This is a genomic window from Planomicrobium stackebrandtii (genome assembly GCF_030814955.1).
GTDB lineage: Bacteria > Bacillota > Bacilli > Bacillales_A > Planococcaceae > Planococcus > Planococcus stackebrandtii.
Genome location: NZ_JAUSWB010000006.1, coordinates 1 through 14,066, shown reverse-complemented (window position 1 = coordinate 14,066; position 14,066 = coordinate 1). Strand labels below are relative to the sequence as shown.

General features: G+C 45.4%; 17 protein-coding genes, 8 tRNA genes and 1 rRNA gene. 25 read left to right on the top strand and 1 reads right to left on the bottom strand.

From position 1 onward, the window contains the following. Positions 1-26: 26 nt before the first annotated feature. Both QOZ98_RS11800 and QOZ98_RS11795 read left to right on the top strand, forming a co-directional pair. Positions 27-506, top strand: coding sequence for a PH domain-containing protein (locus tag QOZ98_RS11800; protein ID WP_142827257.1), 480 nt, complete (start codon positions 27-29; stop codon positions 504-506). Further along, the gene (locus QOZ98_RS11795; RefSeq protein ID WP_308787639.1) at positions 499-2,010 is read left to right on the top strand and encodes a PH domain-containing protein; all 1,512 of its coding nucleotides are present in this window, start codon (positions 499-501) and stop codon (positions 2,008-2,010) included. The genes QOZ98_RS11800 and QOZ98_RS11795 overlap by 8 nt, the downstream gene beginning before the upstream one ends. A 54-nt stretch (positions 2,011-2,064) precedes the next feature. Here the strand turns inward: QOZ98_RS11795 and QOZ98_RS11790 are convergent, their stop codons facing one another. Then, positions 2,065-2,673 (bottom strand): rhomboid family intramembrane serine protease, encoded by a 609-nt coding sequence (locus QOZ98_RS11790; protein WP_308787638.1) that lies wholly within the window; start codon positions 2,671-2,673, stop codon positions 2,065-2,067. A gap of 68 nt (positions 2,674-2,741) precedes the next feature. Between QOZ98_RS11790 and acpS the strand changes: the two genes are divergently transcribed. The 23 genes from acpS to QOZ98_RS11675 all read left to right on the top strand — a co-directional run. Then, the gene (acpS, locus tag QOZ98_RS11785; RefSeq protein ID WP_308787637.1) at positions 2,742-3,095 is read left to right on the top strand and encodes a holo-ACP synthase; all 354 of its coding nucleotides are present in this window, start codon (positions 2,742-2,744) and stop codon (positions 3,093-3,095) included. Between the two features lie 15 nt (positions 3,096-3,110). Further along, complete coding sequence (alr, locus tag QOZ98_RS11780; protein WP_308787636.1) at positions 3,111-4,268, top strand: alanine racemase; 1,158 nt, start codon at positions 3,111-3,113, stop codon at positions 4,266-4,268. A gap of 43 nt (positions 4,269-4,311) precedes the next feature. After that, positions 4,312-4,596 (top strand): transcriptional regulator, encoded by a 285-nt coding sequence (locus QOZ98_RS11775; RefSeq protein ID WP_142827252.1) that lies wholly within the window; start codon positions 4,312-4,314, stop codon positions 4,594-4,596. Positions 4,597-4,600: 4 nt separating this feature from the next. After that, on the top strand, positions 4,601-4,951 hold the full coding sequence (locus QOZ98_RS11770) for a type II toxin-antitoxin system PemK/MazF family toxin (RefSeq protein WP_008432415.1): 351 nt from the start codon (positions 4,601-4,603) through the stop codon (positions 4,949-4,951). Positions 4,952-5,121: 170 nt separating this feature from the next. Beyond that, a complete protein-coding gene (locus QOZ98_RS11765) occupies positions 5,122-5,949 on the top strand; it encodes an RsbT co-antagonist protein RsbRA (RefSeq protein ID WP_308787635.1) in 828 nt (275 codons plus the stop codon). Further along, the gene (locus tag QOZ98_RS11760) at positions 5,949-6,311 is read left to right on the top strand and encodes an STAS domain-containing protein (protein WP_008432419.1); all 363 of its coding nucleotides are present in this window, start codon (positions 5,949-5,951) and stop codon (positions 6,309-6,311) included. The genes QOZ98_RS11765 and QOZ98_RS11760 overlap by 1 nt, the downstream gene beginning before the upstream one ends. A 2-nt stretch (positions 6,312-6,313) precedes the next feature. Beyond that, a complete protein-coding gene (locus tag QOZ98_RS11755) occupies positions 6,314-6,715 on the top strand; it encodes an anti-sigma regulatory factor (protein ID WP_142827250.1) in 402 nt (133 codons plus the stop codon). A gap of 12 nt (positions 6,716-6,727) precedes the next feature. Then, the gene (locus QOZ98_RS11750; protein WP_308787634.1) at positions 6,728-7,729 is read left to right on the top strand and encodes a PP2C family protein-serine/threonine phosphatase; all 1,002 of its coding nucleotides are present in this window, start codon (positions 6,728-6,730) and stop codon (positions 7,727-7,729) included. Positions 7,730-7,825: 96 nt separating this feature from the next. Beyond that, complete coding sequence (locus QOZ98_RS11745) at positions 7,826-8,155, top strand: anti-sigma factor antagonist (RefSeq protein WP_308787633.1); 330 nt, start codon at positions 7,826-7,828, stop codon at positions 8,153-8,155. 1 nt (position 8,156) lies between these two features. After that, on the top strand, positions 8,157-8,627 hold the full coding sequence (rsbW, locus tag QOZ98_RS11740) for an anti-sigma B factor RsbW (protein ID WP_006830181.1): 471 nt from the start codon (positions 8,157-8,159) through the stop codon (positions 8,625-8,627). After that, entirely contained in the window at positions 8,605-9,387 is a 783-nt protein-coding gene (gene sigB, locus QOZ98_RS11735; RefSeq protein WP_142827247.1) for an RNA polymerase sigma factor SigB, read from the top strand. The genes rsbW and sigB overlap by 23 nt, the downstream gene beginning before the upstream one ends. Then, a complete protein-coding gene (locus QOZ98_RS11730) occupies positions 9,387-9,986 on the top strand; it encodes a PP2C family serine/threonine-protein phosphatase (RefSeq protein ID WP_308787632.1) in 600 nt (199 codons plus the stop codon). Before sigB ends, QOZ98_RS11730 begins: the two co-directional genes overlap by 1 nt. 102 nt (positions 9,987-10,088) lie before the next feature. After that, a complete protein-coding gene (locus tag QOZ98_RS11725; protein ID WP_308787631.1) occupies positions 10,089-12,254 on the top strand; it encodes a Tex family protein in 2,166 nt (721 codons plus the stop codon). Positions 12,255-12,276: 22 nt separating this feature from the next. After that, positions 12,277-12,729 (top strand): SprT family protein, encoded by a 453-nt coding sequence (locus QOZ98_RS11720; RefSeq protein WP_308787630.1) that lies wholly within the window; start codon positions 12,277-12,279, stop codon positions 12,727-12,729. Positions 12,730-12,901: 172 nt separating this feature from the next. Next, positions 12,902-12,976: transfer RNA gene (locus QOZ98_RS11715), tRNA-Asn, on the top strand. Positions 12,977-12,981: 5 nt separating this feature from the next. Beyond that, positions 12,982-13,056, top strand: a tRNA-Glu gene (locus QOZ98_RS11710). Positions 13,057-13,215: 159 nt separating this feature from the next. Further along, positions 13,216-13,292: transfer RNA gene (locus QOZ98_RS11705), tRNA-Met, on the top strand. A 3-nt stretch (positions 13,293-13,295) separates the two neighbouring features. Then, positions 13,296-13,371 (top strand) — tRNA-Asp (locus QOZ98_RS11700). Positions 13,372-13,379: 8 nt separating this feature from the next. Beyond that, positions 13,380-13,454 (top strand) — tRNA-Gln (locus tag QOZ98_RS11695). A 108-nt stretch (positions 13,455-13,562) separates the two neighbouring features. Then, a tRNA-Leu gene (locus QOZ98_RS11690) sits at positions 13,563-13,648 on the top strand. An 11-nt stretch (positions 13,649-13,659) separates the two neighbouring features. Further along, a tRNA-Arg gene (locus tag QOZ98_RS11685) sits at positions 13,660-13,736 on the top strand. Positions 13,737-13,760: 24 nt separating this feature from the next. Beyond that, positions 13,761-13,834 (top strand) — tRNA-Gly (locus QOZ98_RS11680). 169 nt (positions 13,835-14,003) lie between these two features. Further along, positions 14,004-14,066: ribosomal RNA gene (locus tag QOZ98_RS11675) — 16S ribosomal RNA — on the top strand; the annotation flags it as partial.

Here is a 14,066-nt window from a genome sequence, read left to right as displayed (position 1 = left end):
GTAGGCGAGCGATTGGAGAGAAGCAAATGGACAATCAACCAAAAAATCAAATTTCCCGAAAAGGGTTAACCGTTTGGCGTGTATATGGCAGTATGGAAACTGCGGTTATCGCGCTGATTGCAATTGGAGCGGGGGTATTGACGTATTTCTTTGACTGGCCGCAATGGCTGTATGCTGTATACGGAGCGGTCATTTTGCTGTTCGGCTTTCTGTTGATTTACTTGTTTCCAAAAATCCGTTGGCAGCGCTGGCGCTACGAAGTACGGGAACAGGAGATTGAATTGCAGCATGGATTGTTCGTCGTTACCCGCACGCTGGTGCCGATGGTGCGGGTGCAGCATGTGGATACTGAACAGGGACCGATTTTGCGGAAGTATGACCTAGCCGAAATCTCCATTTCAACCGCTGCCACGACTCACACAATTCCTGCGTTGGTCACGGCAGAAGCGGATGAACTGAGAGCTAGAATTTCGGTATTGGCAAGGGTGGCGGAAGACGATGTATGAAGAACGTTATAAGCTGCATCCTATTTCAGCGTTTTTAAATTTTATTAAAGGCTTGAAAGAGCTGATTGTGCCTTTTATCATCATTTTTGGCGTCAATATATTTAGAGATGGCGGCATTAGTGCAATGTTCAATCAAGGATGGCAGGGTTTGATTCCGCTTATGATAGGCAGTGTTGTGCTGATATTCATGCTGGTAGCTGGAATCATTAAATGGAAACGCTTTGTTTACTGGTTTGAGGATGGAGAATTGCGCATTGAATATGGGCTTTTTGTAAAGAAAAAGAGATATATCCCTTTTGACCGGATTCAAAGCCTGAATTACACGGAAGGCATTTTCCACCGGCCGCTCGGTTTGGTGAAGGTGAAAGTGGAAACAGGAGGTTCCGGGAAAGTTGGGCAGGCAGAGGCTGAACTGACAGCGATATCACGAGAAGATGCAGACCGCATCGAAAGCGAAATGGAAAAGGCCAAATACCAGCTTCCGAAAGAAGCCCTTCCAGTTATGGGGCCAGTGGAATATGTAGAAGCGCCAGCCAAAAAAGAAGCAACAGTGCTTTACACCATGTCTATGAAGGAATTATTGATTCTTGCTACGACTTCCGGAGGGATTGGCGTAGTAATTTCAGCAGTTGCGCTTTTTCTGTCGCAGTTTTCGGAATTGATTCCGTATGATGCAATTTACGAGGAAGTCATGCTGTTTCTTCGTTTTGGTGTATTGATCGTGGCTTTGACAATCTTTTTGGTGCTGTTGATTGCGTGGATCATTTCAGTCATTATGACCATTATAGCGAATTACCAATTCACCATTCAGCGCGACGAGGACCACATCTATATTACCAGAGGGTTATTGGAGAAGAAGAAAGTATCGGTACCATTGAAGCGCGTACAAGGAATCAAAGTGAGCCAAAACCCGTTGCGTGAAATGTTCGGGTATGCCACGGTTCTGGTTGAAAGTGCGGGCGGTTCCATTGGGGACAAAGATGAAAAAATTCGTTTGTTTCCTTTGGTAAAGACAGAGCGGATGTTGCCGATACTGGCAGACTTGTTCCCTGAGCTGGAATGGACGCCGGAATTGATCAAGGCACCGAAACGCAGCGTTCATTTTTTCTACCGGCTAGACTTGCTTTGGCTGTTGCCGTTGTTTGCCGCTGTGGGGTATTTTTTCTATCCTTATGGTCTGCTGGCGCTGATTCTAGTGCCAATTGTTATTGCTGTCGGGATTTGGCAGCACCGGACAGCCGGTTATGCGCTCGGTGAAAAACAATTAACGATGCAATTCCGAGGGTTCAGCAAGCACCGTTTCTTCATGCTGAAAAAACGAGTGCAGGTAATCCAAGTGACACAAAGTTATTTCCAGCGGCGCAAGGACATCGCTTCTATCAGTTCAACGATCAAATCCGGCATGATGGGTGCTGTTGCGGCCACTCCGCATATGGAAAAAGAAGATGCCAGCCGAATTTTGGCCTGGTATGAACCATCCGGCACAAAAGAAACAGACAGCTGAACAATTATATTTCCTCGAAAAAAAGACAGCCGGAAGTTTTAATTCCGGCTGTCTTTATTTTTTAGCGCGCCAGCTGACAATCCGCTTTGGATGAAAATAGCTGAGGCCGATTAAAAATCCGGTAATCATTCCGGCAATGTGTGCTGTAACATTGACATTTGGCGTCAGGAAAGTCATGACTATACTAATAACGATAATTGGGAGTATAATTTGTTTGAGCTGCGGCAAAGCGCGTCCTCCATAATACACCAACGCACCGAATGCACCGAAAACACCAAAAATGGCACCGCTGGCTCCGACATGGGCGTAATCGAGCGGCTGCAAAAAGTAGGTAGCCGCTGAAGCGAATAATCCTGCCAACAAGTAGATCGTGATAAACCGGACTTTGCCGGTTAAGCGCTCTAATTCAGGTCCGAATAGGAACAGTGAAAACATATTAAACAGCAAATGCATCAACCCGCCATGAAGAAACATAGGTGTAAAAAAGCGCCACCATTGGCCTTCTGCAATGTAAAAATTGGAGCCGACACCATAAAAGTAAAGCCAATCACCCAATAATGGCAGCAATGCCAATACATAAACCAAGAGATTAAGAGCGATTATAGTGGAAACGACCGGATACATCCGCAGATATTGCTTAAAACTTTCTGTTCGAATAAACATTTTGTCACCTCTATTTCATATCTTTAATTATACCTGTTACCTGTTTGCGATTGAAAGGAGAAACATTTATGATTACAGGAATCGGTTTGGATGTTGTCGAATTGTCACGAATCCGGCGACTGGATGCTAAATCACCAAAATTTCGGGAGCGTGTTTTAACCGAATATGAGCAAAATGAATACAGCCGTTTAACAGCGGCGCGTAAAGTAGAGTATTTAGCTGGCCGCTTTGCAGCAAAAGAAGCTTTTTCCAAAGCAAAAGGCACGGGAATTGGCGGTGCCTGTTCTTTTCAGGATATCGAAATCAGAAAAGATGCCAAGGGCAAGCCAAGTGTTTATTTTCAGGACGTCGAAACGGGCATGGTGTCCATTACGCATTCAAAGGAATTTGCAGCAGCGCAAGTTCTCATACAAACAATTTAAATGGGCGGTGTTACGATGACGGAACAATATCGGCCGACAAAAGCGGTCATAGATTTAGGTGCAATCAAAAAGAATTTATCGGCTTTTCAACAAAAGAGCGGAAAAGCGCAAGTAATCGCAGTGGTGAAAGCTGATGCATATGGCCACGGAGTGTTGGCGGTGGCCAAGACTGCGATTGAAAGTGGTGTCACTATGCTGGCGGTTGCAACTCCGGACGAAGCTCTTTTTCTGCGCGATGAAGGCATTGAAACCGAGTTGCTCGTAATGGGGGCGACTCCATCGAGCTTTATTTCAGTCGCACAGCAGCGCAACATTATCGTTACTGCAGTTTCTTTGGATTGGCTATCCATGGCGGCGATGCATGTGTCGCCAAATTTAAACCGGTTAAATATCCATTTGAAAGTCGATACTGGAATGCGGCGCATCGGCATTCAGGTGGATGAAGTGGATGAGGCGCTGGGGTTTATCAGTGACCATGATTTTGCCTTTAAAGGAATTTTTACGCACTTTGCAACGGCCGATGAAGAGGATTCTTCACTGTTCCTGGAGCAGGTAAGCGCAATGAAAGCTGTTATAGAAAAGGTGGACGATCCTTCTGTGATGGTTCATGTCTCCAATAGTGCCGCTGCCATTATGCACAGGGAAATTGCCTGTGATGCCGTTCGCGTTGGGATTTCCTTGTACGGCATTGCCCCTTCTCCTTATGTGGGGCAGGAAATGGATTTTGAATTGCAGCCGGCTCTCAGCCTGGAAACGGAAATCATTCATGTGAAAAAAGTGAAAGCCGGCGAAGGACTGAGCTATGGGGCGACATACCGCGCTGAGCAGGATGAGTGGATTGCGACTTTGCCGATCGGTTATGCAGATGGCATGCTCCGAGGGCTGCAAGGGCAGGAGGTTTTGGTGCAGGGAAGGCGCGTGCCGATTGTGGGCCGGATTTGCATGGACCAGTGCATGATTCGCTTGTCTGAAAAATTACCGGTTGGAGAAAAAGTGCAGCTGATTGGAAGCCAGGGCGGACAGCGGATTTTCATTGATGAATGGGCGCGCAGACTGGAAACGATCCCTTATGAAATTCCTTGTATTTTAACAAAACGGGTGCCCCGGATTTACTCGGACAGCACCGAAGTTGCCGATTTACCTTTTCAGGAACCCGATACAATGTTAAGATAAGAAAGATAAAGACAGAAGAACGGGATTTTCGGAGGTGTCGGCTGTGTACGAGAAGTCAAAGACAAAAGAAGTGGTTGTAAAATTGCCAAAACAATTTATTTCGGAGTTGACAACTCATTCAGATGAACGTGTTCAAGAAAGTGGAGATTATATTTATGTTTCCACGCATCGGGTAACTAAGAATCTGTACGACTCATATCATATTCGGGAAGCGATGATCAAGGGCTACGTGGAGATGTCACAGATCAATCTATCGATTGCTTGTGAATGTTCTCACGCTGAGTACGAAGCGGAGCACACGACAGTGCGACTCGTAAGCGGAGGGTGACAACTTGATTGTAAAACGCGGGGATGTTTTTTTTGCAGAACTATCGCCAGTCGTCGGGTCTGAGCAAGGTGGGACCCGCCCGGTTCTGGTGATTCAAAACGATATAGGGAATCGTTTCAGTCCCACTGTAATCATTGCTGCAATTACAGCGCAGATTCAAAAAGCCAAATTGCCGACTCATGTAGAGATCAACGCCAAAAAATATGGTTTTGAACGTGATTCTGTTATTCTGCTTGAACAATTGCGGACCATTGATAAGTCGCGGCTAACCGATAAAATCACTCAACTTGACGACACGCTGATGGAAAAAGTGGACGAAGCACTGGAAATCAGTGTCGGCCTCGTAAAATTTTAAGCATACATACTCCGTAAAAGGCACCTTGAGGATTTTTCTCAAGGTGCCTTTTATTCCAGGAAATGGGCTTACCGACAAAAAAGATGTGAAAAAAACGAATTTCCGATACAATAAAGAGTAGCAGATAAAATTTGAGATACATAGTGTCACAGGGAGGGTTTTTAACCAGTATGAATAAACAGATGGCTCAATATATACAGGGCAATTTAACCGAAATCATTTCGCAATGGCAGAAAAAAATGAAGGATGAAGAGAACGAACGTTCTTTTCAGATGATGTCTGAAGAATTAATGACCCAAACAAGCCATGAGTTTGCGGAGCTGATGATTTCAAATTTACTTGAAAGCCATCAAGCATATGAAAGCCGATTAAACGATTTTGCAGAAAAGGTGGTTCGCCTCGGATGGTCCATTACATTCGTGACAAAAGCAATTACTCATTTTGCTGAAATTATTTACGAAAATATGACTCGAGAAGAAATCATTCATGAAGGCAATATTGCCGCTTATGTAAAAGAATTCAGCAATTGGATCGCGCCGATTCGCGAAAGCACAATCCAGGCATATTCTAAAACTTGGGAACGCACAGTCAGCCTGCAAAAGATTGCGTTGCAGGAACTCTCAGCTTCGCTTATTCCTGTCTTTGAGAAAGTATCAGTTATGCCGTTAGTCGGAACAATCGACACGGAGCGAGCGAAATTGATTATGGAGAATTTGCTGGAGGGTGTCGTCAAGCACCGTGCGGAAGTCGTATTGCTCGATATTACCGGAGTTCCTGTAGTGGATACGATGGTCGCGCACCATATCATTCAGGCCGCAGATGCTGTCCGCCTTGTCGGAGCAAAATGCATGCTCGTTGGAATACGTCCCGAAATTGCACAGACGATAGTCACGCTGGGCATCAACTTGAACGACTTTACAACAACAAGCACATTGCAGCGGGGCGTGGAACAGGCGCTTGCTTGGACAAACCGAAAAATTGTGGAGGTTGAAGACTAATGAATTTTAGAATTCCAATTTTAAAGTTAAGAGATACATTAATTGTTTCGATTCAGTGGGAACTAGATGATCAGACGGCTCTTCAATTTCAAGAGGATTTATTGACTAAACTGCATGAAACAAGTGCACGGGGCGTCGTTATCGATTTGACATCCATTGATTTCATCGACTCATTTATCGCGAAAGTTCTGGGAGACGTCATCAGTATGTCAAGCCTGATGGGGGCTAGAGTAGTCATTACCGGTATCCAGCCAGCAGTTGCTATCACTTTGATCGAGTTAGGAATTCGACTTGAAGATGTTATGACAGCGCTAGATTTAGAAAATGGTTTGGATAAACTTCAATTGGAATTGGAGGCTTAAAAATGAGCGACCAGTCCTCGGTGGAAATTTTGACAGAATGGGATATTGTGGCTGCAAGACAACTCGGACGCAACGTGGCGAAAGAGCTTGGCTTTGGTACAGTTGACCAGGCCCGTATTACGACGGCCATCAGCGAGCTTGCTCGCAATATTTATTTATATGCCGGTAAAGGCAGAATTGAAATTCAGCAATTGACTGAAAATGGTATGAAAGGGATTTTGATTATTGCTGCAGACAGCGGTCCAGGAATCCCGGATATCCGAAAAGTAATGGAAGATGGTTTTACGACTTCCGGCGGACTAGGAGCGGGACTTCCCGGTGTCAAACGGTTAATGGACGATTTCAAAATCGAAACAATTTTAGGCGAAGGTACAGATATAAGAGCTACCAAGTGGCTTCGTTAGGGGGAACGCCTAATGTCTCAAGAAATAGAGTTTCAATACAAAGAGATTTTAAAGGAATACACTAAAAAGCAGACAGAACAGAATTTGTATGTCGGCCAAAATTTCAGCCGCCAGCTTATTTTGGAGAACATTGCGCCCGAAGAAGTCATCAGCATGCACAAAGCGGCAATTCAAGAGCTCTATGGTGAATTGCCGGATGTTGTTTGGCATTCTTTTGATTTTTTAATTGAAATGATGATCAATTACGGGTTAGCACTCCAGGAACGGCAAAGCCTTCTGAAACAGCAGGAAGAACTGAAAGTGGAAATGGATCTTGCGGCAAATGTTCAGGAAACGCTGCTAAAAACTAAATTGCCTATACTGGAAGGTCTGGATATCGGCCTTCTTTCTATTCCTGCGCGAAAAATGAACGGAGACTACATATACTTTGTCAGTGATCATGACGGCTATGCCGGAGTTGCGGTGGCAGATGTAATCGGCAAAGGCCTGCCGGCTGCCCTTTGCATGTCCATGATCAAATTTGGCATGGACAGTCTGAACAGTTCACATGCACTTCCCAAAGACGTTTTAGGCGTCATCAACCGAATTGTTGAAAAAAGTGTCGATGATTCGATGTTCGTTTCGATGTTTTACAGCAATTACGATGCTAAGCAGGCGCGGTTGACTTATGGTTCTGCAGGGCATGAACCAGCTATCCTGTATCGTGCCAAGGATAAGGAATTCAGCGAGCTTTTTGCGAAAGGATTGCTGCTCGGTGTGTCTCCCGTTGCTGTCTACGAAGAGCATACCGTCGACCTGGAAAAAGGCGATCTTGTAATTATGATGACGGATGGTGTGACGGAAGGCCGGAATGACGAAGGCTTTATTGAGCGCGAAGTTATTTATGAATTGATTGAACGGAAGAAAAAAGAGCCTGCCCAAACGATTGTTCAGTATGTGTATGACGAGCTTGAACGTATGCAAAGTGCGCAATTCCAGGATGACTTTACATTGGTGATTTATAAAAAAGTATAGGACGAGGTTTAGTTATAGGTATATTGTGGTATTAAGGCTTAGAATAGCTTTTTTAGAACGGGATAGAATTTTAAAAAAACGGGGTGTCGAATCACAATGAATATTCAAGTGGATTTAACTGAATCGAATAATGTCCTAGAGGGATTTGTACGCGGGGAAATCGATGCGCACACTGCACCGGTCCTACGTGAAAAATTAGAAACTTACCAGAGTCATCAAGGGTTGAAAGCAGAGTTGGATCTTTCCGACGTTAATTATATGGACAGTACTGGATTGGGAGTTTTTGTAGCTTTTTATAAATCGGTCAATGCCAATGGCGGCCACGTAAAGTTAAAAGGACTCTCTGCGCGATTAAAACGGCTTTTCGATATTACAGGTTTAGGCGATATTATGGATATCGAATCAGTCGGGAAGGGTGGTAACTGATATGCGTCCTTTCGATTATGTGGAAATGAGAGTTCCGGCCAAATCTCAATATGTTGGCGTTGCAAGACTTACCATTTCAGGTTTAGCCAGCCGTATCGGTTTTTCGTTTGACGATATAGAGGATTTGAAAATCGCTTCGAGTGAAGCAGTGACCAATGCGGTCCAGCATGCTTACGCAGAAGGCGAAGAAGGCGAAGTCGTCATTGGATGCGCGCTTTATGAAGACAAGATTGAAATTATGGTGGCAGACCATGGCCAAAGCTTTAACTTTGAAGAAACCAAGGCAAAAGTGGGTCCTTATCACGATCAAGAAGAAGGTGCTTTTCTTCGCGAAGGAGGTCTCGGCTTGTATTTGATTGAAACATTAATGGATGAAGTAAAAGTTCATCATCAAGAGGGAGTAACAATCTTCATGACAAAGCATGTTGAAGGAGAGCAGGTGGAGAAGGATGTCGAAACAGTCTCATCCTAATCAGCCTACTAAAGAGCAGGTGCTTGAATGGATTGAAGCTTATCAAAAAACAGAAGATGAAGAAGCCCAAACAAATTTAGTTATGAATTACAAGCGTCTTGTTGAATCCATTGCGCGAAAATATTCCAATGGTAAATCTTACCACGAAGATATTGCGCAAGTGGGCATGCTGGGACTTTTAGGAGCTATCAGACGCTACGATCCTTCATATGGCCGTAGCTTTGAGGCTTTTGCTGTGCCTACGATTATCGGCGAAATCAAACGCTTTTTGCGTGATAAAACATGGGCGATCCATGTTCCGCGGCGCATAAAAGAGTTGGGCCCCCGCATTAAAGCGACCGTTGAAGTGCTGACAACAGAACTTCAGCGTTCACCGCAAGTATGGGAAATTGCTGAATATCTGGATGTTGAAGAAGACGATGTACTGGAAGCAATGGAAATGGGCAAAAGCTATCAGGCACTTTCAATGGACCACTCTTTGGAGGCAGATTCAGACGGCAGCACAGTTACGTTATTTGATGTAGTAGGCCAGGAAGATGACGGGTATGAGAAAGCGGACCAGCGGATGCTTGTAGCTGAAGCGATGAGCGTGCTTTCTGAACGAGAAAAGCAGATCATCCAATTCACCTACATAGAGCAGCTGAGCCAAAAAGAAGCCGGAGACAAACTCGGTATTTCTCAAATGCATGTTTCCCGTCTGCAAAGAAAAGCCATTAAAAAACTCCAGGAAGCTATATTGGCAGCCGGTGGGGTTTCGTAGTGGAAAAAATTCAGCATAGTTTTGTAGATGCTTTTATTTTCAACGAAGCAAAAAAAGGGAATTATGAATCCGGCGACAGCTACCATACAGTGTTGACGGAAGATTATTTCATTTGCTCCGTAGCCGATGGATTAGGCAGTGGTCCTGTAGCGCGTGAATCGTCTCAGGTCATTCCTCAAATTTTACGAGAATATCACCATGAAACCATCGATCAATTAATGTACCGCTTTAATGGATTAATGCTCCAGAAACGCGGAGCTGCCGTAGCCATCTTCAAAGTGGATTTCAAAGAAAAAACGCTTGAATACAGCTGCGTCGGCAATATTCGCTTTTATTTGTACCGGAAAGCAACAGACGAGATTATTTATCCGCTGCCGGTGATGGGTTATTTGTCAGGACGGCCGCAAAAATTGCGGACTCAGCTTTACACATATGTCGAGGACGACTTATTTCTCATCCATTCCGATGGAGTGGATTTAAGAAATCCAAAAGCCATGATGCGTAAGGCTGCAGTTCCCGAGCAATTATACCGCGACATTCTGGCATCCATCCAAACGGGTGACGATGCGACATTTATAACAGGAAGCCTTCTCAAATGAGACGGCTTCTTTTTTTGTCCAGACTCTATTGGCCGATTTTGATGGGCGCGTAGCTTTTTCCTAATGTGTTAAAATAAAAAGGAACTGAAGGGAAGTGTCCAGATGGAAATGCAACAGATTCATACGTTGATCGCAAAAGAAACTGGCGTGCGGAATAACCAGGTCGCGCAAGTCATCGCATTGATTGAAGATGGCAACACCGTGCCTTTTATCGCACGTTACAGAAAAGAAGCTACAGGCTCTTTAGACGAAGTCCAGATCAAAGCAATCGATGACCGGTATACATACATTCAGAATTTAGAGCAGCGGAAAATAGATGTGATCCGTTCCATCTCGGAACAGGAAAAACTGACGGATGAACTGGAAAAGGCAATTCATAATGCCACCGTCCTGCAGCGCGTCGAAGATTTATACCGGCCATACAAGCAAAAGCGCCGGACCAAAGCGACCATTGCAAAAGAAAAAGGCCTGCAGCCGCTGGCAGATTGGCTGATGGAGCCGGACAACGAAGAATTGGCTGACAAAGCGCAGGCATTTATCAATGAAGAATCGGGCGTCGCGTCAACGGAAGAAGCAATTCAAGGAGCGCAGGATATCTTGGCGGAATTATTCGCTGACGATCCGGACATTCGTGAGAAGATCCGTTACATGACGCGAAAAGATGGAACGATCGCGACCATCGCCAAGAAAAACCATGAAGATGAGAAACAAGTTTTTCAAATGTATTATGAATACGAAGAAGCTATTCAAAAGATTGTGCCGCACCGAATTTTGGCCATTAACCGCGGTGAAAAAGAAGATGTTTTGAAAGTTGCCATTAATCCGCCGGCCGATCGCATTGTTTCATTGATGAAAAACAAATGGATGAAGCAGACACGTTCGACAGGAGAAGCCGTTGCCGCAGCTATTGAAGACAGCTACAAGCGGCTGATCCAACCATCAGTTGAGCGGGAAATCCGTACAGAGCTGAGCGAAAAAGGGGAAACCCAGGCGATCCACATCTTCTCTGAAAACCTGCGGAATTTATTACTCCAGCCGCCAATGAAAAACAAAATGGTATTAGGTGTCGACCCGGCATATCGGACAGGCTGCAAACTAGCCGTCATCGATGAGACAGGCAAGCTGTTGGAAGTGGCAGTCATTTATCCGCATCCTCCTAAATCAGATCAAGCCGGCTCGAAGAAAATTATGGAGCGGTTGACTGCGAAGTACCCGATTGAAATCATGGCGATCGGCAACGGTACGGCATCACGCGAGACTGAGCAGTTTGTTGCTGACTTTCTGTCAGAAACTGCAGCGGACATTTCGTATGTCATCGTCAACGAAGCAGGTGCCAGTGTCTATTCGGCATCGGATATCGCCCGTGCTGAATTTCCGGACCTGAAAGTCGAAGAGCGCAGTGCCGCATCGATTGCACGCCGTCTGCAGGACCCGCTGTCTGAACTGGTGAAAATCGATCCGAAAGCGGTCGGTGTCGGACAGTATCAGCATGACGTCTCCCAAAAGAAGTTGGCGGATCAGCTGACCTTTGTTGTCGAGACGGCTGTAAACCAAGTCGGCGTCAACGTCAATTCGGCGTCCTCCTCGCTATTGCAATATGTAGCAGGATTAAGCAAGACTGTAGCGGAAAACGTCATCAAAGTCCGTGATGAGAATGGCCGCTTCACATCACGCGTCCAGCTGAAAAAAATTCCGCGCCTGGGTGCGAAAACCTATGAGCAGGCAATTGGGTTCTTGCGGATTCCCGAAGGCAAGAATCCACTGGACGCAACCGGCATCCATCCGGAGAGCTACGACATCGCAGAGAAACTGTTGAATTTGGTTGGTGAAGACAAGAAGTCTGTAGGAAAACCGGGGATCTCTGAAAAACTGGAAGCGCTCGAACTCACAGAGCTGAGCGAAAAATGGAATGTCGGGGAAATTACCTTGAAAGATATCGTAGATGCCCTGAAAAAACCGTTCCGCGATCCGCGTGATGAATTCCCGCAGCCGTTATTGAAGAACGATATTTTGAAAATGGAAGACTTGCTGCCCGGCATGGAAGTTCAAGGGACAGTCCGCAACGTTGTTGATTTTGGTGCTTTTGTGGATATAGGGGTAAAGCAGGATGGACTGGTTCACATCTCGAAATTAAAAAAAGGCTTTGTAAAGCATCCGCTGGAAGTGGTAGCGGTGGGAGACATCGTCACTGCTTGGGTGGAAAAAGTCGAAAAAGACAAAGGGCGCATTGCCTTGACAATGCTGCAGCCGAAAGAGCAAACCCTTTAACATTGAGTATAGGGGAGTTAACATGACCAACGAAGAATTGACTGGACTAATCAGGGAGATTTCATGGACGAGCTTTCATAAAGAGTTCAGGCATGAAGGTGTTTTCAATTCCCGGCTTCGGACCACGGGAGGCAGATACTTGCTGCGCTCCCACAACATCGAAATCAACCCTAGCTCATATGAAAAGTTTGGCTATGCCGAACTTGAAGGCATTATTAAACATGAATTATGCCATTACCATCTTCATATAGAAGGAAGAGGCTACAAGCACCGCGACCAGGACTTCAGAGAACTGCTGAAGAAAACAGGATCGCCGCGTTTTTGTTCCATGCTCGAAAACAAAGCAAAACAGCGTTCAGCCAAGTCGTATGTTTATCAATGTGTAGCATGCAAGACAAATTACACACGCAAGATCCGGATGAACACAGAGCGTTACAGGTGCGGCCGCTGCTCAGGAAAACTGGCCGCGCAATAATATTTTCCAGAGAAAAGAAGATGTCCACCTACGGGCATCTTCTTTTCTAATTGCTATTAGGTTCTTTAGTTTCAGAAAAGAACGGCGGATAATAAATATAAATGAAAAAGGTATTGACGATTGTCTTGCAGCTCTTTATAATAGAAAAAGTCGACAAGTACTTAAACATTATTCCGAAGTAGCTCAGTGGTAGAGCACCGCACTGTTAATGCGATGGTCGTAGGTTCGAGTCCTACCTTCGGAGCCATTCACGGCCCCTTGGTCAAGCGGTTAAGACACCGCCCTTTCACGGCGGTAACACGGGTTCGAATCCCGTAGGGGTCACCATCTTATAAACAGTAACTAATCTGAAAAGTTATAGTTGAATAGCTTATGTGTTACACTAACACAAGAGCTAAACAAGTATAAGAGAAACAAATTAGTTCAGTAGCTAGAGTTAGAATTATAGCTTTTGCAGTTATAGGGAAACAACAACTATATTATTGTCGCGGGGTGGAGCAGTTCGGTAGCTCGTTGGGCTCATAACCCAAAGGTCGCAGGTTCAAATCCTGCCCCCGCAACCAAATGGTCCCGTGGTGTAGCGGTTAACATGCCTGCCTGTCACGCAGGAGATCGCCGGTTCGATCCCGGTCGGGACCGCCATTTTTTGTTGGGGTATAGCCAAGCGGTAAGGCAACGGGTTTTGATCCCGTCATGCCCTGGTTCGAATCCAGGTACCCCAGCCATCATTATATTAGAGCGCAACGACGACGATGAATTAGAAGATCTGGTTTATCATTGACATCAAAATGATAATGCAGTATAATAGAATTTGTCCCTAAAATTAAATCAATGCGGTCGTGGCGGAATGGCAGACGCGCTAGGTTGAGGGCCTAGTGGGAGAAATCCCGTGGAAGTTCGACTCTTCTCGGCCGCACCATAATCTCTAATGCGCCCGTAGCTCAATTGGATAGAGTACTTGACTACGAATCAAGCGGTTAGAGGTTCGAGTCCTCTCGGGCGCGCCATTACTTTTCTTCTATAAAATATATGCGGGTGTAGTTTAGTGGTAAAACCTCAGCCTTCCAAGCTGATGATGGGGGTTCGATTCCCCCCACCCGCTCCAATTCTTTAAACCTGAACCTTGAAAACTGAACAGCAAAACGTCAACAAACAGCAACGGCCGCACAAAACGGCCCGCGCAACTTTACTGATCAGCGTATGCAGATCACAAGCGAACCGTGCGTCATCTAGACGGCGGTACGCCAGCAGTATTGAGCAATCAACACTACTCTATAATGGAGAGTTTGATCCTGGCTCAGGACGAACGCTGGCGGCGTGCCTAATACATGCAAGTC